23 protein-coding genes are annotated in these 16,790 nt (G+C 37.5%); 4 read left to right on the top strand and 19 right to left on the bottom strand.

The features are described from left to right. Positions 1 to 33: 33 nt before the first annotated feature. The 8 genes from CEQ83_RS22205 to CEQ83_RS22240 are packed head-to-tail and all read right to left on the bottom strand — an operon-like array spanning position 34 to position 5,126. Complete coding sequence (locus tag CEQ83_RS22205; RefSeq protein WP_028411663.1) at positions 34 to 792, bottom strand: class I SAM-dependent DNA methyltransferase; 759 nt, start codon at positions 790 to 792, stop codon at positions 34 to 36. Then, a complete protein-coding gene (gene rsfS, locus CEQ83_RS22210; protein WP_013085071.1) occupies positions 789 to 1,142 on the bottom strand; it encodes a ribosome silencing factor in 354 nt (117 codons plus the stop codon). The genes CEQ83_RS22205 and rsfS overlap by 4 nt, the downstream gene beginning before the upstream one ends. Further along, positions 1,135 to 1,707 carry a bis(5'-nucleosyl)-tetraphosphatase (symmetrical) YqeK gene (yqeK, locus tag CEQ83_RS22215; RefSeq protein ID WP_028411664.1) on the bottom strand — a complete coding sequence of 191 codons (573 nt, stop codon included), beginning with the start codon at positions 1,705 to 1,707 and terminating at the stop codon, positions 1,135 to 1,137. The genes rsfS and yqeK overlap by 8 nt, the downstream gene beginning before the upstream one ends. After that, complete coding sequence (locus tag CEQ83_RS22220; protein ID WP_025750563.1) at positions 1,694 to 2,266, bottom strand: nicotinate-nucleotide adenylyltransferase; 573 nt, start codon at positions 2,264 to 2,266, stop codon at positions 1,694 to 1,696. Before CEQ83_RS22220 ends, yqeK begins: the two co-directional genes overlap by 14 nt. A 60-nt stretch (positions 2,267 to 2,326) precedes the next feature. Beyond that, positions 2,327 to 2,626: a ribosome assembly RNA-binding protein YhbY gene (gene yhbY, locus CEQ83_RS22225; RefSeq protein WP_013059260.1), complete on the bottom strand. Its 300-nt coding sequence runs from the start codon at positions 2,624 to 2,626 to the stop codon at positions 2,327 to 2,329. Positions 2,627 to 2,644: 18 nt separating this feature from the next. Further along, positions 2,645 to 3,484 (bottom strand): shikimate dehydrogenase, encoded by an 840-nt coding sequence (aroE, locus tag CEQ83_RS22230; protein WP_028411665.1) that lies wholly within the window; start codon positions 3,482 to 3,484, stop codon positions 2,645 to 2,647. Between the two features lie 19 nt (positions 3,485 to 3,503). After that, a complete protein-coding gene (yqeH, locus tag CEQ83_RS22235; protein WP_028411666.1) occupies positions 3,504 to 4,610 on the bottom strand; it encodes a ribosome biogenesis GTPase YqeH in 1,107 nt (368 codons plus the stop codon). A 3-nt stretch (positions 4,611 to 4,613) separates the two neighbouring features. Beyond that, a complete protein-coding gene (locus CEQ83_RS22240) occupies positions 4,614 to 5,126 on the bottom strand; it encodes a YqeG family HAD IIIA-type phosphatase (protein WP_013059263.1) in 513 nt (170 codons plus the stop codon). A 549-nt stretch (positions 5,127 to 5,675) separates the two neighbouring features. Here CEQ83_RS22240 and CEQ83_RS22245 point away from each other — a divergent pair. Further along, a complete protein-coding gene (locus CEQ83_RS22245) occupies positions 5,676 to 5,816 on the top strand; it encodes a sporulation histidine kinase inhibitor Sda (protein WP_013059264.1) in 141 nt (46 codons plus the stop codon). Positions 5,817 to 5,889: 73 nt separating this feature from the next. Here the strand turns inward: CEQ83_RS22245 and CEQ83_RS22250 are convergent, their stop codons facing one another. Then, complete coding sequence (locus tag CEQ83_RS22250; RefSeq protein ID WP_028411667.1) at positions 5,890 to 6,672, bottom strand: phosphatidylserine decarboxylase; 783 nt, start codon at positions 6,670 to 6,672, stop codon at positions 5,890 to 5,892. A gap of 114 nt (positions 6,673 to 6,786) precedes the next feature. On the opposite strand from CEQ83_RS22250, the gene pssA reads away from it, so the two are divergent. Next, the gene (pssA, locus tag CEQ83_RS22255; RefSeq protein ID WP_013059266.1) at positions 6,787 to 7,326 is read left to right on the top strand and encodes a CDP-diacylglycerol--serine O-phosphatidyltransferase; all 540 of its coding nucleotides are present in this window, start codon (positions 6,787 to 6,789) and stop codon (positions 7,324 to 7,326) included. A gap of 176 nt (positions 7,327 to 7,502) precedes the next feature. Here the strand turns inward: pssA and CEQ83_RS27280 are convergent, their stop codons facing one another. Further along, positions 7,503 to 7,652 (bottom strand): hypothetical protein, encoded by a 150-nt coding sequence (locus tag CEQ83_RS27280; RefSeq protein WP_014458166.1) that lies wholly within the window; start codon positions 7,650 to 7,652, stop codon positions 7,503 to 7,505. 216 nt (positions 7,653 to 7,868) lie between these two features. On the opposite strand from CEQ83_RS27280, the gene sigK reads away from it, so the two are divergent. Beyond that, the gene (sigK, locus tag CEQ83_RS22260; RefSeq protein ID WP_013059268.1) at positions 7,869 to 8,597 is read left to right on the top strand and encodes an RNA polymerase sporulation sigma factor SigK; all 729 of its coding nucleotides are present in this window, start codon (positions 7,869 to 7,871) and stop codon (positions 8,595 to 8,597) included. A gap of 170 nt (positions 8,598 to 8,767) precedes the next feature. Here sigK and CEQ83_RS22265 read toward each other — a convergent pair whose 3' ends face one another. The 6 genes from CEQ83_RS22265 to CEQ83_RS22290 form a co-directional block, all read right to left on the bottom strand. Further along, positions 8,768 to 8,908: a YrzI family small protein gene (locus CEQ83_RS22265; RefSeq protein ID WP_014458165.1), complete on the bottom strand. Its 141-nt coding sequence runs from the start codon at positions 8,906 to 8,908 to the stop codon at positions 8,768 to 8,770. 389 nt (positions 8,909 to 9,297) lie between these two features. Next, positions 9,298 to 9,528: a YrhC family protein gene (locus CEQ83_RS22270; RefSeq protein WP_028411668.1), complete on the bottom strand. Its 231-nt coding sequence runs from the start codon at positions 9,526 to 9,528 to the stop codon at positions 9,298 to 9,300. Positions 9,529 to 9,609: 81 nt separating this feature from the next. After that, positions 9,610 to 10,743 (bottom strand): bifunctional cystathionine gamma-lyase/homocysteine desulfhydrase, encoded by a 1,134-nt coding sequence (locus CEQ83_RS22275; RefSeq protein WP_028411669.1) that lies wholly within the window; start codon positions 10,741 to 10,743, stop codon positions 9,610 to 9,612. 1 nt (position 10,744) lies between these two features. Further along, positions 10,745 to 11,668 (bottom strand): PLP-dependent cysteine synthase family protein, encoded by a 924-nt coding sequence (locus CEQ83_RS22280; RefSeq protein ID WP_028411670.1) that lies wholly within the window; start codon positions 11,666 to 11,668, stop codon positions 10,745 to 10,747. Positions 11,669 to 11,811: 143 nt separating this feature from the next. Next, a complete protein-coding gene (gene mtnN, locus CEQ83_RS22285) occupies positions 11,812 to 12,507 on the bottom strand; it encodes a 5'-methylthioadenosine/S-adenosylhomocysteine nucleosidase (protein ID WP_028411671.1) in 696 nt (231 codons plus the stop codon). Between the two features lie 17 nt (positions 12,508 to 12,524). Further along, entirely contained in the window at positions 12,525 to 13,166 is a 642-nt protein-coding gene (locus CEQ83_RS22290; RefSeq protein ID WP_028411672.1) for a class I SAM-dependent methyltransferase, read from the bottom strand. A gap of 138 nt (positions 13,167 to 13,304) precedes the next feature. Between CEQ83_RS22290 and CEQ83_RS22295 the strand changes: the two genes are divergently transcribed. Then, on the top strand, positions 13,305 to 13,520 hold the full coding sequence (locus CEQ83_RS22295) for a DUF2536 family protein (RefSeq protein WP_013085082.1): 216 nt from the start codon (positions 13,305 to 13,307) through the stop codon (positions 13,518 to 13,520). Between the two features lie 13 nt (positions 13,521 to 13,533). Here the strand turns inward: CEQ83_RS22295 and CEQ83_RS22300 are convergent, their stop codons facing one another. The 3 genes from CEQ83_RS22300 to CEQ83_RS22310 form a co-directional block, all read right to left on the bottom strand. Next, the gene (locus CEQ83_RS22300; protein ID WP_013059276.1) at positions 13,534 to 14,199 is read right to left on the bottom strand and encodes a YrrS family protein; all 666 of its coding nucleotides are present in this window, start codon (positions 14,197 to 14,199) and stop codon (positions 13,534 to 13,536) included. A gap of 117 nt (positions 14,200 to 14,316) precedes the next feature. After that, a complete protein-coding gene (locus tag CEQ83_RS22305; protein WP_028411673.1) occupies positions 14,317 to 16,083 on the bottom strand; it encodes a peptidoglycan D,D-transpeptidase FtsI family protein in 1,767 nt (588 codons plus the stop codon). A 119-nt stretch (positions 16,084 to 16,202) separates the two neighbouring features. Continuing rightward, positions 16,203 to 16,763 carry an isochorismatase family protein gene (locus tag CEQ83_RS22310; protein ID WP_028411674.1) on the bottom strand — a complete coding sequence of 187 codons (561 nt, stop codon included), beginning with the start codon at positions 16,761 to 16,763 and terminating at the stop codon, positions 16,203 to 16,205. Between the last annotated feature and the right edge of the window lie 27 nt (positions 16,764 to 16,790).

Consider the following 16,790-nt stretch of genomic DNA (forward strand, 5'->3'; position numbering starts at 1 on the left):
AGAAATCCTGCTTTGAAACAAAAAAAGAAGCCTCTACTCGGCTTCTTTTTTTTGCGCAGAGAAAAAGATGCGCTCACTGTTTGAAGTAGGCTTACTCATTTTGAAATCTGCACTTACTTCTATATTTATAAAACCAGCTTGGCTCAACCATGATTGATAATGGTCAATCGACCAAGTGCGCTGAGCATGCACCTCATCAAAGCGATGATATGCATCGATTTCTTCATCATAAGCAAAAAACGTAATATCATGCTCTACACGCATGTCTGTATCGTCATAGGTGCAGTTCCAAATATATGACACGTCTTCATCTACATAAGAAAAAGATTGATTTCCAAATACGTCCTTCATCTTGTGCACTGAATGAACATCAAATATAAAGAGCCCACCTGGTTTTAAGTGTTTATATACACGTTGAATGGTTTCTTGAACTTCTTTATCACTTTGCAAATAGTTCAAAGAATCACAAAAGATTACTACACAATCAAACTCTTTCAATAACTCAAGTTCCGCCATGTTTTGCTGAAAAAGAGATAGCGTTACCCCTGCTTCTGCTGCCTTCTCTTGAGCTACCATAAGCATATCATCAGACAAATCAACGCCGACTACGGAGAAACCTTCTTTTGCAAATCGAACGGAGAGTTCTCCCGTGCCGCAGGCAAGGTCTAATATACTGTTAGGCTTTGTTTTTGCTTTTGCCACCTGCTGATTAAAAAATTCAGCCCAATCGTCATACGGAACGTCTGCCATTAGCTGATCATATACGTAGGCAAATTCTCCGTACCTGCTCATAGCTGTAGCTCTTCTGAACTTACAAATGGTGCATCTCCCCATAAGCGTTCTAAGTTATAATATCCGCGCTCATCTTTATGGAAAATGTGAACCACAACATCTCCAAGATCAACAAGCACCCACTTAGCCTGCTCAAACCCTTCTAAACGCTTCACAGAAATGCCTTGTTCGTGTGCTTTTTCTTTAATTTCACGAGCAATTGCCTGCACTTGTTTATCTGAGTTACCGTGACAAATAACAAAATAATCTGCCACAAGTGAGATTCCTTCCATATTTAACGCTACGATATCGATTGCTTTTTTATCATCGGCTGCTTCTACAACAAGAGATAGCAATTCACGTTCAGTCATGTGTTTGACCTCCTAAGATTAAATCATTATATGTCATCATCGTATCGGGATAAACGGCCTGATGTTTGGTCATTAAAAAAGAAATAGTATTCTTTAATGATTGAATAAGTGCTGCATTTAAGTCGGTTTTAGCTAACTCCCGCACTTCATCAACACCTGGAAATCTCCTTCCAGGTTCAATATAATCAGCAACGTACACAATTTTTTCAAGTAACGTCATGCCAGGTCTTCCGGATGTATGGTAAGCAATTGCATCCAATACTTCCTTATCCGTAATCCCTACTTCATTTCTCACTAAAAACGCGCCTACTGGAGCATGCCATAATTCGGTATTGTATTCCAATAAAGAAGGGTTCATGTTTTGATCAATAATAATTTGCTTCATCTCTTCCTTTGGACGAAACTTGGCATAGTCATGAAAAATAGCAGCCAGTTCTGCTTTTTTTTCGTCTGCTTCAAAACGTTTAGCTAATTCAATTGCTGTTTCCATTACCCCGACAGTATGAATATAACGACGTTCTGTTAACTGTTTCTTTACGATTTCTAATGCCTCAGTTCGATTCATATAATTGATTCTCCTCGATATATTGTTTAACACCAGCAGGTATAAAATAACGAATGGTTTCTTTCTTTACTACTCGTTCGCGAATAAAGGAAGAGGAGACATCAAACTGCGGAACTTCTACTTCTTTTATCGGGTAAGGGGACGTAATGGTATACCCCGGGCGCTTTACACCTACAAATGTAACCAAATTGACTAATTCATCAATTTCATACCACTTCGGCAAATATTCTACCATATCAGCACCAATGATGAAATGAAACTGATACGTTGGATATTTCTCTGTTAGTATTCTCATCGTATCATATGTATATGAAGGCTCTTTGCGCTCAAATTCAATCGGCTGCAGGGTGAATTGATCATGTTCTTCAATAGCTAGCTTTAGCATTTGTAAACGATGATATGGCTCAATAGGCTCTTTGATTGTTTTATGAGGTGGAATATATGACGGCATGAACCATATCTCATCTAATTTCAAGGCATGCAAAACCTCATTTGCCATCATTAAATGCCCCAAATGAGGCGGATTGAACGTTCCACCTAAAATTCCAATACTCTTCAACAATCCCCGACTCCTTTAATTTACTTCATTTTTAAATAGAGCGGGTTTCCCCGCTCTATTTCATTTCACTTTTGGAAGCATTAACTGCTTATTTTCACGTGATTCTTTATATAACACAATTGTATTTCCAATCACTTGTACAAGCTCTGCTTTTGTTCCTTTTGTTAATCGAGCAGCAACCGTGTCACGATCTTCGTCACAGTTTTGCAGAATGCTTACTTTTAATAATTCTCTTGCTTCTAATGCATCAGCAATTTGACCAATCATATTTTCATTGACTCCACCTTTTCCTACTTGGAAAATTGGATTTAAATGATGTGCTTTTGAACGTAAAAAACGTTTTTGTTTACCTGTTAACATAAAAACCTCCGTTGTATCTTATCTCTTAGTTAGTGTTGAAAGAACAATGTGTTCCATTGCCTCTTCGTCAGGACGGACCTTCGTCCATTTTTCAAATGCAAGTGCACCTTGCAGTACAAACATACCGACACCGTTATGAGTGCCTGCCCCTTTTGCTTCAGCCTCTTTCAAAAGCTTTGTTTTTAAAGGGTTGTAAATAATATCGCTGACTACCGCTTCTTTTTGCAATAAAGTAAGTGCTAAAGGCAGCTCATCAACGTTAGGATACATCCCCACCGAAGTGGTATTAATAATAATATCGAATGTATCTAGTTGTTTTTCCGCATCAGAAATAGACATCGCCGCCGTTTTCGTCGAAAAAGGCAGCTCGTTAGCTAGTAAAGCTGCTTTTTCGACGGTACGATTGCATATCGCAATTACATCGGGAGCGTGCTGAGCTGCAATTGTATAAAAAATAGCTTTTGCAGCTCCTCCAGCTCCAATAATTAAAATTCTTTTTTGGGATAAGCCGCCTTCTACTGCTTTGAGTAAAGAAGTCACATACCCCTCTCCGTCGGTATTGTATCCAATATAACGGCCATCTTGATTAACAACTGTATTTACAGCGCCAATTGCCTTTGCTAATGAATCGACTTCATCCAAATGATTCATAATATCAACTTTATACGGAATCGTGACATTAAATCCTTGAATGTTTTTATCTTTTAGCTCTCCAATAGCTGACTCAAAATGAACAGGTTCAATTGGAAAAGCCTCATAATGCGCATCCATGTTCAGACGTTTAAAGGCATCATTTTGCATCAATGGCGATAGTGAATGCCCAAGCGGATAACCAACTAGCCCATATAATGTACTCAAGATTTTTTCCCCTTTTTGTTTAAATTAAAGAATCGCGCACAAATACGCCGACTCCTTTTGGTGCATGCGCCACAACTTTTGAACCTGACTCATTAACCGTCACCCAGCCAAGCCCTGAAAAAACAATATCCGTCTTTTCATTTTTGATTGTAAATTCATGTGCAACAAGTTCAGGAAACTCACTCATTTGCTCTGGGCGCGGCGGCTGAAGCAGTTCACCTGCTTGCTTTTCATACAACTCATCTGCTTTTTCAAGCTTTGTACGATGGATATGCAAATCATTCGATACATAACATGTTAACGACTTGCGGCCTCCCTGTACATAATCTAAGCGCGCCAGTCCTCCAAAGTATAGCGTTTGCCCTTCGTTTAGCTGATAAACCTTCGGCTTTATTTCTTTTTTAGGAGAAATTAACTTTAAGTCTCGTTTATCTACATAGTGAGCCATTTGATGATGATTAATAATGCCAGGCGTATCATATAAAGACGCGCCGTTATCAAGCGGGATATCAATCATATCAAGCGTTGTGCCCGGATATTGAGACGTAGTAATAATATCTTTTTCTCCCGTTACTTCTTTAATAATGGCATTAATAAATGTCGATTTACCAACGTTTGTACATCCAACAACATATACATCTTTACCTTCGCGATAATGTTCAATGGCTTCGGCAATTTCTCGAATTCCTTGTCCTTTTTGCGCGCTCATGAGGAACACATCCACTGATTTTAGGCCAAGCTCTTTCGCTTCTCGCTTCATCCAATGAATTAGTTTATTTTTCTTTATAGACTTCGGCAGTAAATCTGCTTTATTTCCCACTAAAAGAACCTTATTATTTCCAACAAATCGATGCAAACCAGGTAACCAGCTGCCGTTAAAGTCAAAGATATCTACAACTTTTACAACCAAACCGTCCGTTTGACCAATTCCATTTAAGATTTTTAAAAAATCATCGTCTGTTAAGGAAACATCTTGTACTTCATTATAATGCTTCAAGCGAAAGCATCGCTGGCAAATAATAGCTTCTTTTTCTAATGCTGATTTTGGAGCGTAGCCAAGTTCATTCGGTCGTTCTGTTTGAATCTCCACTCCGCATCCTACGCACTGTATTTTTTCTTCACTCACGTTTTAATCCTCCCAGTTAATCATACCTTTTCGTTTCATCCAACCTAAAATTCTTCGTTCCATTTTACGGTTAAATTTCGTTACAAATCCATCTGTTTGCGCAACTGGTACAACCAAAACCGTATATACGCCTAGGCGATTTCCTCCTAATACATCCGTTAAAAGCTGGTCGCCAATGACCACAACCTCATCTTTTTGCAGCTCCATATCACGAAGAGCTCTTCTAAATGCTTTACGCATCGGTTTGCGTGCTTTATATACAAATGGAAGTCCAACTGGATCTGAAAACAGCTTGACTCGTTTCTCCACATTATTCGATACAATCGTAATTTTAATTCCACTATCTTTCATTAACTGAAACCACTCAATTAATTCCGGAGTGGCATCAGGGCGATCCCATTCCACCAACGTGTTATCTAAGTCGGTAATAATTCCTTTTATCCCGCGCTCTTTCAAATCGTCTGGCTTAATTTGAAACACGTTTTTCACATGTTCATTTGGTAAAAAAAGTTTCAACACGTATCATGCACCTCGAATATATAGTTACATACTAAAATTAACGCCGTCTATCATTATAACGACTTCTTGTTATTTTCCAACCTAAAATTTTATTCTCTTCAAAAACAGGTCTTTTCTTAGTATAAAGGATATGCCTTGTGAATGCTTTAACTTTATACAGAAAGTTATTGACAAAAGGCAGTAAACCTCCATTTGTTCGTGAGCTTACGATATATTTACCCACTGCAAACTTAAAATAAAAAATAGTGCAGAAAACGTTTATTACTTATCAAATAGGGTAAGTGGTAAACAAATTCTGTTAAAAGTTTTCGACAAAAAATGATAACCCCAACTATGTGGATAAGGTTATACACATTATCCTCTGTTATAGTTCAGCAATTAATGGTAATTATAAACAACATACCCACATTTTATCCACCGAAAGCTGTGGATAACAGAACGATTGTTCCTTTATTTGATTCATGTTAGATTATAAATAAGGAATTTATTAGCATTTAAATATAACTTTTTAGGATATTTATTTTAGTAGGAGGTGGCGGCAATCTTATGAGAAAATTATCAGATGAGCTGCTTATTGAGTCATACAGCAAAGCAACCGAACTGCAATTAAGCCCTGATTTTATAAAATTAATTGAAGAGGAAATTGAAAGAAGATCATTAAAGATTAGCATACAAATTCCTTCTTAACGAATAAAAGAGCCTTCTTAATAAAAGAAAGCTGCATCTTCATTTATCTATCTACTCTTTTATTATATAGGCTCTATTTTTTCAAATGAGCAATTGGTTCTCCACATTTTACGTAAGAACCTGAGTGGACGTTAGAATCAAAAGTGATTGAGTTCTTCTCAAATAATAAAATGACAGTCGAGCCAAACGTGAAGTAAGCCATTTCTTCCCCTTTTTCGACTACTTCTTTTTTAGAAACCGCTTCAATGCTGTTTATAAACATGGCTCCTACTTTTACCATCAGCATGTGACCATTTTCAAATGTTAACTCCGTGAGCTTCCGGAAATTTTTCACAAGCGGTTCTTTCCCATACTTGATTCCTAATGAATTTACTGGATAAGACTTTTGTCCAACGGTCCACGTATTCCCTACTTGTGCTTTAAGAGGACTGTGAATGCGATGATAGTCTTTTGGACTAAGATAGAGGATGATAAACTGTCCTTCTATATATTTTTCAAGAATGAGATCATTTGAAACCATTTCCTGTATAGAATAAGGTTTGTTTTTTACAATCATTTCTTTTTGAGGCGTAATGACTCCATATGCTTCTATCTTTGCATCTACAGGACTGACAACGCTGTCTTTCTGCTGATCGACCGGACGGGCAGAAGGCTTCAAACGACGAATAAATAGCTCGTGTAAGTTTTGATAATGATGCAGAGGCTTGTCCATTTCTTCTTTATTTACTTTAAAAACTTTTGTATAGGAGGGTATAATAAACCGACTCCATTTAGAGAAAGTGAATTTTCGAATGAGCTTCGATGATCCCTGGTGATTCGTAAGCTCAATAAACGTTCGATACAGGTGCTGCAACAATAATTTTACCTCCACATACTGAATAGTTCTTTACTAGAATAAGGTTTGCGTCTACAATGAAATTACCATTATTTTTACCTTTAGTTCATTCCATCCTTTAAAGGAGTGAGGAAATTGTTTTTATTAGACTATCTAGATCATACAATTAAAAAGCTGAGATCCCAAGCGGCAAACTCCTTAACGATTGTTAATTTAAGTTTAGGAAGCTTTGCTATTTTATTTGTCATGAAAAATGAATTGAACTTAAGTTTATTACTAATTTTTTTAGCAGCGTTAGCAGACCGATTCGACGGCATGGTAGCCAGAAAGCTGCAAATTGAATCTGAACTTGGAAAACAACTGGACTCCATGTGCGATATTATATCATTTGGCATCGCTCCAGCTCTACTACTTTATCAAAGTATTTTATCTCACTTTGGTGCTGCAGGTTCAATTGTTACCATCTGTTACATTGCTTGCGGAGCACTTCGTCTTGCCCGCTTTAACATCACAGAAAATACTGGGTATTTTACAGGGCTCCCTATTACCGCAGCAGGTTGTTTATTAACTCTTAGCTACTTGGGCGTCCCTTATTTGCCTTCACACTTTTATATGTTTTTAATTATCGTACTCGCTTGCTTGATGATTAGTACGTTCAAGCTAAAAAAAGTATAGAGCTCCATTTACTTTTACAAAGGAATATTATCATCTTGCTTCTTTTCTTAATTATAGAATAAATCATCTTCTTTAAGAAACAAAGCGAAAATTCCTTAAGAATTCTTAAAAATGAATGGTTCTATTCGGTAGGATATGTCATCTAAAAAAAACTCATGCACATGCATGAGTTTTTTTTAACACCAGCAGCTAAAAAACCAATAGAAGCTTCCGAAAATTAATAACAGAACAAATAGAACAATCAACAATCCAAGTCCCCAGCCGAACCCTCCTCCACATGGGTAAGCTGGATAATTAGGATAACAGCAGCCTCCGTAACCGTACATACTCTCCCTCCTTACACTATGAACTACTACTAGCGTATGTACATACTTTTTCTCTGTATAGGCTGGTAACTATCTCTAAAGAAAAATCTGTGGACTTTTTCAAACTCTCTTGTCCCTGGGGGGAATTTTAAACGTACAGGCAAAGACATCCTTCTTTTTACATATAGTGTAATGTTAGTCTCTCACAGGTTGATATCCCCTTATGGAGGTGAAGAGATGTCTGCATTATTTACCGCACTAGGCTATTTCTTTAAAGAATTGGTTTTCCTTGTTTCCTACGTAAAAAACAATGCGTTTCCTCAACCCTTGTCTGCTGCTGAAGAAAAGAGATATTTATCTTTAATGGAACAAGGAGATCAAGAAGCGCGAAACCTTCTTATTGAACACAATCTCCGACTCGTTGCGCATATTGTTAAAAAGTTTGAAAACACGGGAGAGGATGCGGAAGATTTAATTTCAATTGGGACAATCGGTTTAATTAAAGCAATCGAAAGTTATTCGCAAGGAAAAGGAACAAAATTAGCTACTTATGCCGCACGCTGTATTGAAAATGAAATATTGATGCACTTGCGAGCGCTCAAAAAAACAAAAAAAGATGTGTCGCTGCATGATCCAATTGGCCAGGATAAAGAAGGAAATGAAATCAGTTTGATTGATGTATTAAAATCAGAATCAGACGATGTAATTGATATGATTCAACTAAATATGGAATTAGAAAAAATAAAAGAATACATCGATATCCTCGATGATCGAGAAAAAGAAGTAATTGTTGGCCGCTTCGGTTTGGATTTGCAGGATGAAAAAACCCAGCGAGAAATTGCAAAGGAATTAAATATTTCAAGAAGTTATGTTTCGCGAATTGAAAAGCGAGCGCTGATGAAAATGTTTCACGAATTTTACAGAGCCGAAAAAGAGAAAAAAAAGAGCGGAAAGAAGGAGAATTAATCCTTCTTTCCGCTCTTTTTTTAAAATAATTTCCAAATGATAATCCGCAGCAAACACATCATTACTCCCCCTACTAGTCATTTAGGTGGAATCTTTCTCCACAAGCAGCCATACAACGATATATCCTTTTTGATTAATCATCATTCATCCACTCCTTTCCACTATTCAAATTAGAAATGACGATAAAATTCATACTTGCGGTCTTTTATTTCTTCTTCTAATTGTCTTACATACTGTTCATGCTTAATTTCTTCCTCTGAGTATTGACGGGACTTTATGGTAATAGTTAAAAAGAAAATATTCAGTGTCATTCCAATCACCTCCTTATACAAAAAAAACCACAGTTATGCATAAGCATCCTGTGGCTGAAAGACAATAAAAACCACAGGGCTACTATTCGCACCTGTGGTGAATTAACGTGTTTTAACGATCAAGGTAAGAAAGTTACTTGATACAGGAACACGGCCGAATAGTATACATATATAGACGATTTTTGAACATAGCCCAAACTGAATGATCCATACCTGATAAACGTCTTAACATATGACTCGACCTCCTTTTAATAAAGTATTTTCCTTACAATGGTAATTATATCCACGAACTTATAAAAAGTAAACTGTTTTTTTGAAAAATAGGGAATTTTTTTATTTTTTTAACCCTCATAAAAAAAAGACGATGGATCATCGCCTTTTTGTATCTATTATTCTTTTTCTTTCATTAATTCTTTTTTTAGTTTTTTAGTTTGATAACTAAAATAAAAAGCAAGGGCGGTAAAAAGAATAACGATCGCTTCCATTATTCCAAGCTGCATATCACTTTTTTCACCTTGGCCAATCATAACACCAATATACAAGAATGTACTTACGGCTAGAAGGACGTAAATAAAGCGGCTGTAATCTTCAATTTTTGCTTTGATGTGTTGAGCTTTCATACAATCACCTTCTCAGTAGAATGTTATAACTCTACTCTATCATAGATCTATAGGTCTATAAAAATCCTATTTTTACCACCTTTATTCCAATGCTCTTTCTAAGTCTTCAATTAAATCTTCTACATCTTCAAGACCTACAGAAATACGAATTAATCCATCTGTAATTCCTAGCTCTTTACGTCGGTCGCTCGGTATAGAAGCATGAGTCATTTTAGAAGGAATGGAAATGAGGCTTTCGATGGCTCCTAAACTTTCTGCTAATGTAAAATACTTCACTTTGCTCAGTACTTCTTCCGCTTTCTCTTCGCTTCCCACATCAAACGAAACCATTCCCCCAAAACCTCTTGCTTGCTTTTTAGCAATGAGGTGGTTTGGGTGGGTTTTTAATCCTGGATAATATACTTTTGCCACAGCAGGATGGGCAAGTAAAAATTCTACTATTTTCCCCGTGTTGAATTCATGTTCTTCCATTCGTATTCCTAATGTTTTAATCCCTCTCATTAAAAGCCAAGAATCCTGAGGTCCTAAAATGCCTCCAGTCGCATTTTGAATAAAATGAAGGTCTTCAGCTAATTTAGGCGAATTCACCACTGCTAGCCCTGCTACAACGTCACTGTGTCCCCCTAAATACTTAGTTGCACTGTGCAGAACAATATCTGCGCCTTTTTCGATAGGATTTTGCCAATACGGCGTACTGAATGTGTTGTCAACGATGGTAAGTAAATGGTGTTGTTTAGCTACTGAAGAAGCATGCTGCAAGTCAGTAATTTTTAGAAGAGGATTCGTTGGAGTTTCAATAAAAATGGCTTTTGTGTTAGGGCGAATTTCTTTCTCGATATTTTGGATATCGCTTGTATCAATAAAAGTAGCCTCAATGCCGATACGGCTTAGTACCTTTGTGATCACTCGATACGTTCCTCCGTATACGTCATCTGTAATTAACACATGATCTCCGCTGTTAAATAGCATGAACACGGCAGTAGTAGCGGCCATACCAGATCCAAACGCAAACCCAGCATATCCTCCTTCAATTTCTTTGATAAGTTCTTCTAGGGCATGACGTGTAGGGTTACCGGTTCTCGAATACTCATATCCCGTATGTTTTCCCGCTCCCTCTTGTTTATAAGTACTCACTTGATAAATAGGAACAGAGACAGCACCCGTCTGTTCATCGCCAACAATTCCACCATGAATCAACTGTGTTTTACGTTTCATCTTATCTTCCTCCACTGTAAATATTTTTACTTAAGTACCGTTCACTGCTATCCGGAAAAATCGTGACGATATGAGCCCCTTTTTCTGCATTTTTTGCTTCGATCAGGGCTGCTTCAAAGGCTGCTCCTGAAGAGCTACCTACTAGTAACCCCTCTTTTAAAGCCAGCTCTTTCACTCTTTGAAAAGCATAAACATCTTCAACAGTATGAATAGCATTAAAATAAGACCGCTCCATATAATCAGGGATGAACTCCATTCCAATTCCTTCAGTTAAGTGAGGACCGGATTTCCCCCCGTTTAAAATTGAACCTTCTGGCTCCACGATGACTGTTTTTAGAGAAGGATTTTTTTCTTTCAAAAATTTCGCTGTACCCATAAATGTTCCCCCTGTACCTGCTCCAGCTACAAACACGTCAACTTTTCCATCAAGCTGTTCATATATTTCTGGCCCTAAGGTTTTATAATAAGTCATAGGGTTGGCCGGATTAGCAAACTGTTGAGGACAATAAGAACCAGGGATTTCACGCAACAGCTCTTGAGCTTTGTTTATAGCACCTTTCATACCAGCTTCAGTAGGCGTTTGAACCACCGTTGCCCCCAAAGCCTTCATAAGCTGCTGTTTTTCAATACTGAATTTTTCTGGAACACATAGTATGACGTTTATTTCGTACTGAAGAGCAGCTAAAGCCAGCCCGATCCCCGTATTCCCAGCAGTAGGCTCAACCAGCGTTCCGCCTCGCTTCAGTCTTCCAGAGCCAAGAGCTTCTTGCAGCAGTTCTTTTCCTAAACGATCTTTTACACTTCCTCCTGGATTAACATATTCCAGCTTGGCAAATATCCTGATTTCCCTAGGTAAATCAAATTGTGTAATCTCAATCATAGGTGTGTTTCCAATCAATTCATGAACGTTTTTGACTACCTTCATAATCTTGAACACCTCGCTATCGAAATAATATAACTTAACCTATAAATAAAGTAGGAATTAAGATGAAAATATAGTCTACACCCCATGTTATGACAAACGATGCAGAGTGTAGACGAAAACAAACTCTATATTTTATGAACAGCTTATTTTAATTTTGTAATAAAATTCAATACTAATTTTGTTGAATTAACAGCTGCTTTTTCTAAAAATTGCTCAAAAGAAACATTTGATTCTTTGCCGGCGATGTCAGAAAGAGCACGAAGAATAACGAACGGTACGCCAAATTGATAGCATACTTGAGCAACAGCCGCTGCTTCCATTTCAGCTGCATAAAGGTCTGGAAACTTAGAGCGAACAAACTCTACGCGCACAGGATCGTTCATGAACGAATCTCCTGTAGCAATTAATCCTTTTACAATTTTCATATCCGTTACTTCAAGAGCGCTTTCTTCAGCAAGACGAACTAGTTTTTCATCTGCTTTAAAAGCTGCAGGCAAGTTTGGCACTTGACCGTATTCATAGTTGAATACCGTTACATCTACATCATGATGACGAACTTCTGTTGAAATAACCGCATCCCCTACGTTTAACTCTGGATGGAAACCGCCTGCTGATCCTGTGTTAATAACGTAATCAGGTTTGAACTTCTCTAGTAAGATGGCTGTAGATAACGCCGCATTTACTTTTCCAATACCTGATTTTAATAATACAACCTCCACGCCGCTGATTGTTCCTGTTGAGTATTCACATCCTGCGATTACTGTTTCTTGACGATTCTCAATTTTATCGCGTAAAATCGTCACTTCTTCTTCCATTGCTCCAATGATTGCTACTTTCATTTTAAAACCTCTTTCTACTATTGTTTCGTTGCCTCCAATACCCACACAAAGTGATTAAATTGTGTAAAGGTTATGTGAAAACCATTGCTTTCAAAGATTTGCTTTAAGACAGGGATCGTTGTATAGTATTCCCTCTCTAGATCTTCTGCTAGTTGCGTATACCCTTTTTGTTTTGCCTGAACAATGGTATCAGCAAATGAATCCGCTGTTTCAAACATTGTATCGGCAAACACTATTTTACCACCGGTTTGAAGTAACTTTCCATAGTTTATCACAGCTTCTTCTTTTTCTTTATCTGTTAAATGATGAAATGCATACGTACTAACTAAGCTCTCTGCTGGAAACAACGATGTATCAAACTGTAAAAAGTCTCCCGGTGTGACTAAAACATCTGCTCCTAATTTCTGGTGTGCCAATTGTCTCATTGGCACTGACGGCTCAATTCCTACTACCGTAAGTTCTTTTTCTAAAAGTTTTTTTGTTAAGTTTCCAGTCCCTGTTCCAAATTCGATCACATGCCCTATTGAACGATTTGCTACATACTCTAAGATTTCATTATAATTGCGAAACACTTCTTTATACTGTTCATCTTTCCCGCTTACCGATGCATCATACTCATTCGCCCACTTTTCAAAGATATCTAAAAACTCTAGACCCATAAAAAACGCCTCCTTATAACTAACAATTCTTATGGATATAGTATGTTTTTAACTATCGTTTGTTCTTCATTTACAAATATTTTAAGCTTTTAACTTTCTATTTGCTATACTATAGTAATGAGGTAAGGAGGTCGTAAGATGAATTTTGAATTTGAAATGATTGAAGATAAAATAGAATTTTTTGAAGCGCCTGATGTTAAAATGCTTGAGAAACAAATTGCGGAAAAAATTGATCAAAATAAGGCGATTTTGCTTGAGGTGCACAGCGTATCTCATCAAATGTCTGTGGACTATGAACAAGGTAAAAAACTGTACTCTGCAGTTGTTCATTTCAAATTAAAAAAGCAGCGCTAGCGCGCTGCTTTTCTTATTGAAGCTTATCCACTACTGCGGGCTTCCAGCCTTCTCCATCTACCCATTCAATTTGAACGCGGTATTTTGTTGATGAGTTGCCTTTAGGACTAACCGTAGCTACGGCTTTACCTACGCCACCGTTATTCCCTAAACGCCATACGGTCATATTGCTTGGGCTAATGCCTGATCCTTCGCCTACAGCTTTTAGCATTTCGTTCCAATCCGTTGATCCTTTTTTATAAGTTGCTGCAGGTGCATCTTGTGACGTACCTACTGAATCCCATGAAGGATCTACCTTGCGTTCTGCCACGCCAGGCTCTGGATTTTTCTCTACTTCAGCCTGTGAATCTGAGTCATTTGATTCTTCATCTGTTGCTTGATCATCTTCAGAGCTTTGGTCATCTTCAGAACTTTGATCGTCCGTTGCTTGATCATCTGTTGCTTGATCATCTTTCGAAGAATCATCGTCTTTTTTAGCCGTCTTGTCCGTTTTTTGGTCATTTGTTTGCGGATTGTTTTGAGTTGTTTCCGCTTGGTTATCCGATTTATCCTTGTTTCCAAGAATCATCGTACCACCGACAAATACAATTAAAACTGCTACGACAGCAATTAACAGATTATATAATCGGTTTACTTTTTTTTCTTTGTTTTCGTGTCTTGAAGAACGATTGTTATTCATTGCTACAATTTCCTCCAACTTTTATAATGCTTTATTCTAACATGTGTTTTCTTATACATGAAGCATCAAAATTTATTTGAAGTATATTTGTAATATTTTTTACAAATTCTTCTTATTTTAACGTGTATTTAAGTCATACATCCCTTTAACAATATCATAAAATACGCTGTTTGTGGGAGATATCGCACTTTTTGTATTTAAATCCACTACTACCATTGCGTATTTTGGATCATCTGCCGGAAAGTAACCCGCAAACCATTTATTGACGATATCGGCCTTCACATTGATTTCAGCAGTTCCTGACTTTCCTGCCACTTCATAAGGAAGCGTTTGAAATCTTCTTCCTGTTCCTTTTTCGCTCTGTACGACGCCTTTTAAAAGCTGCTGCATAGAAGCAGCTGTGGCTTCATTAATCGTATCTCCTTTTAGCTCATGCTCTTTAAACGTATACAGTGACGTATTGTTCTTATAGTCCAGCGCATCTACCGCTTTTACCTGCTTCTTTTCTCCTCCCCGTGCAATTGTCGCCATCATATTTGCTACTGCAAGCGGAGTCACTTTTACGTCAAGCTGTCCAATTGCTGTTTGCGCTACAGCATTTGGTACTTTTTTTTCTCTATCATTTGTCCAAACTCTTCCCGATTTTTCTCCTAAAAACTGCTTAAAATGTTCAAAGTGAAACACATCACCCGTCCATCCTACAGGCTGAAGAAGCCCTAACTTATCAGCATATTGTTCAATGATATCCGGATTAGATATTATCATTTCTTTTGCTAGCTGGGCAAACGTTGCATTACAACTTTGCGCAAAGCTTTCTTCAAACGTCAGCTGCCCTTTTTGATGATCTTCTTCTACATTATTGCCATAAATACTTTTATCGCAGTTATAGGTAAAAGAAGGCTGAATTTTATTTTGTTCAAGCGCTGCAGCTGCTGTTACGGTTTTAAATATAGATCCAGGAGTTTGCGGCGTCAGCAAACGATTTTCTACGCTGTCTGAACCGTTTTGCTTTTTAAATGGATCTTTCTTATTAATCGAAGGCCTGCTGGCCATCGCAATTACTTTATTGTTTTTTATATCAATTAAGACGGCTCCTCCGTCTTTTAACTTATAATGATTCAATGTATTCTCCACTAGCTCCTGAGCAGACAAATCAAGCGTCGTACGCACACTGACTGGATAATAAGGGTTAGCTGTGCCCGTATATTTTACATCGATGCCAAACATAGGTCCACCTAGGCGATCAACATGATAAAGGAGCTTAGACTCTTGTTCAGGCAGCAAAAACTCGTCAAAAGCCCTCTGCATCCCTGAGATACCTACAGGCGTAGTTGATTTAATAGCTCCATTTTTCAATTTATCACTGTACTTCTCTTCAATTATTTGTTTGCTTTGTGCTTCTAGTCCGATTAAATGTTCAGCAAGAGGAACTGGACGCTCATCTTTTAGAGGAATTCCAAACACGCCAGGTACCTTTAATGCATTTATTTTTTCGACTTGTGCATGTGATAATTCTTTTGTAATAACAACCGGTGTTTTAGCATTTGCTAGTCTGTTCGTTAATTCCTGTGGTTGCATTCCCACAATTTCGCTTACTTGCTGAACGGGCCACTTCATTTTTTCTAAAAACGGAAATAGGACTAAGCGATTATGCGTGATAGATGTTAAAGACTGCCCATTTTTATCTTCAAATTTCCCTCGCCCGTCGTCTACCACCATTTCCTGCGTACGCTGTTTTACGCTTCCTTCAATTAAGTTAATATTTTTATCAGTAAAAGATTCTGTGCTGACAAGCTGGAGTTGAACAAGCCGTGCTCCCAGTCCACTAATTAATAATAAAATAAAAATAAGAGTAATATAAATTCGCTTGTGAATTATTTTCATGACTACACCTCACTCTTTACAAGTGTCGACGTTGCCATTACTTTTAAAACCATTATCTTAAGAAATATTCATTCTTTTTTTCATTCCATAAAAAAACTTGCTGATTCAGCAAGTTTTTATTATTCATTTTCCGTTAAAAATTGTTGAGTTGTTCGTAGCTTTCCTATTTTCGGAAAGATGTAAGAAAGAGTGGCCTCATGCTCTTCTTTTGTAAATGTCGCCATGGCATCCGTGATAAAAATTTGGTTATATCCATACTGAAATGCTTCACGAGCTGTGCTTTCCACACCAATGTTTGTTGCAATTCCGCAAAGGACAATTGTATCAATTCCTCTTCGGCGAAGCTGAAGGTCTAAATCTGTCCCAAAAAAGGCTCCCCACTGACGTTTTGTCACAATGTAATCAGTCTCTTGAACATTAAGTCTTGGATCGAATTCTGCCCAGTCTGCAGGTCTTTCTTGAGGAGCAGATGGCTTTTGATCCGTTTCTGGCGTCAACGCATCTTTTCCATCTTGAAAATCTACTCGTACAAAGCTAATAAATCCATTTTGTTCGCGGAAATGATTCACAAGCTGAACAGATTTTTCTACAATTTCGTCTCCTCCAATTGGCACAATCCCTTTTTGTAAATCAATTAAAACAAGCGCTGTTTTAGTAAAATCGATATCTTTCATCTTCATCTTTCCTTTCCTACATATCTTTTCTAT

It is taken from the genome of Priestia megaterium, assembly GCF_009497655.1.
GTDB classification, from domain to species: domain Bacteria; phylum Bacillota; class Bacilli; order Bacillales; family Bacillaceae_H; genus Priestia; species Priestia zanthoxyli.

What these genes read in the sequence shown, in the direction of transcription:
- CEQ83_RS22205 (WP_028411663.1), bottom strand. Translation starts at nt 792, where the DNA reads ATGAGCAGGTACGGAGAATTTGCCTACGTATATGATCAGCTAATGGCA.
- rsfS (WP_013085071.1), bottom strand. Translation starts at nt 1,142, where the DNA reads ATGACTGAACGTGAATTGCTATCTCTTGTTGTAGAAGCAGCCGATGAT.
- yqeK (WP_028411664.1), bottom strand. Translation starts at nt 1,707, where the DNA reads ATGAATCGAACTGAGGCATTAGAAATCGTAAAGAAACAGTTAACAGAA.
- yhbY (WP_013059260.1), bottom strand. Translation starts at nt 2,626, where the DNA reads ATGTTAACAGGTAAACAAAAACGTTTTTTACGTTCAAAAGCACATCAT.
- CEQ83_RS22245 (WP_013059264.1), top strand. Translation starts at nt 5,676, where the DNA reads ATGAGAAAATTATCAGATGAGCTGCTTATTGAGTCATACAGCAAAGCA.
- CEQ83_RS27280 (WP_014458166.1), bottom strand. Translation starts at nt 7,652, where the DNA reads ATGTACGGTTACGGAGGCTGCTGTTATCCTAATTATCCAGCTTACCCA.
- sigK (WP_013059268.1), top strand. Translation starts at nt 7,869, where the DNA reads ATGTCTGCATTATTTACCGCACTAGGCTATTTCTTTAAAGAATTGGTT.
- CEQ83_RS22265 (WP_014458165.1), bottom strand. Translation starts at nt 8,908, where the DNA reads ATGACACTGAATATTTTCTTTTTAACTATTACCATAAAGTCCCGTCAA.
- CEQ83_RS22270 (WP_028411668.1), bottom strand. Translation starts at nt 9,528, where the DNA reads ATGAAAGCTCAACACATCAAAGCAAAAATTGAAGATTACAGCCGCTTT.
- CEQ83_RS22275 (WP_028411669.1), bottom strand. Translation starts at nt 10,743, where the DNA reads ATGAAACGTAAAACACAGTTGATTCATGGTGGAATTGTTGGCGATGAA.
- CEQ83_RS22280 (WP_028411670.1), bottom strand. Translation starts at nt 11,668, where the DNA reads ATGAAGGTAGTCAAAAACGTTCATGAATTGATTGGAAACACACCTATG.
- mtnN (WP_028411671.1), bottom strand. Translation starts at nt 12,507, where the DNA reads ATGAAAGTAGCAATCATTGGAGCAATGGAAGAAGAAGTGACGATTTTA.
- CEQ83_RS22290 (WP_028411672.1), bottom strand. Translation starts at nt 13,166, where the DNA reads ATGGGTCTAGAGTTTTTAGATATCTTTGAAAAGTGGGCGAATGAGTAT.
- CEQ83_RS22295 (WP_013085082.1), top strand. Translation starts at nt 13,305, where the DNA reads ATGAATTTTGAATTTGAAATGATTGAAGATAAAATAGAATTTTTTGAA.
- CEQ83_RS22300 (WP_013059276.1), bottom strand. Translation starts at nt 14,199, where the DNA reads ATGAATAACAATCGTTCTTCAAGACACGAAAACAAAGAAAAAAAAGTA.
- CEQ83_RS22305 (WP_028411673.1), bottom strand. Translation starts at nt 16,083, where the DNA reads ATGAAAATAATTCACAAGCGAATTTATATTACTCTTATTTTTATTTTA.
- CEQ83_RS22310 (WP_028411674.1), bottom strand. Translation starts at nt 16,763, where the DNA reads ATGAAGATGAAAGATATCGATTTTACTAAAACAGCGCTTGTTTTAATT.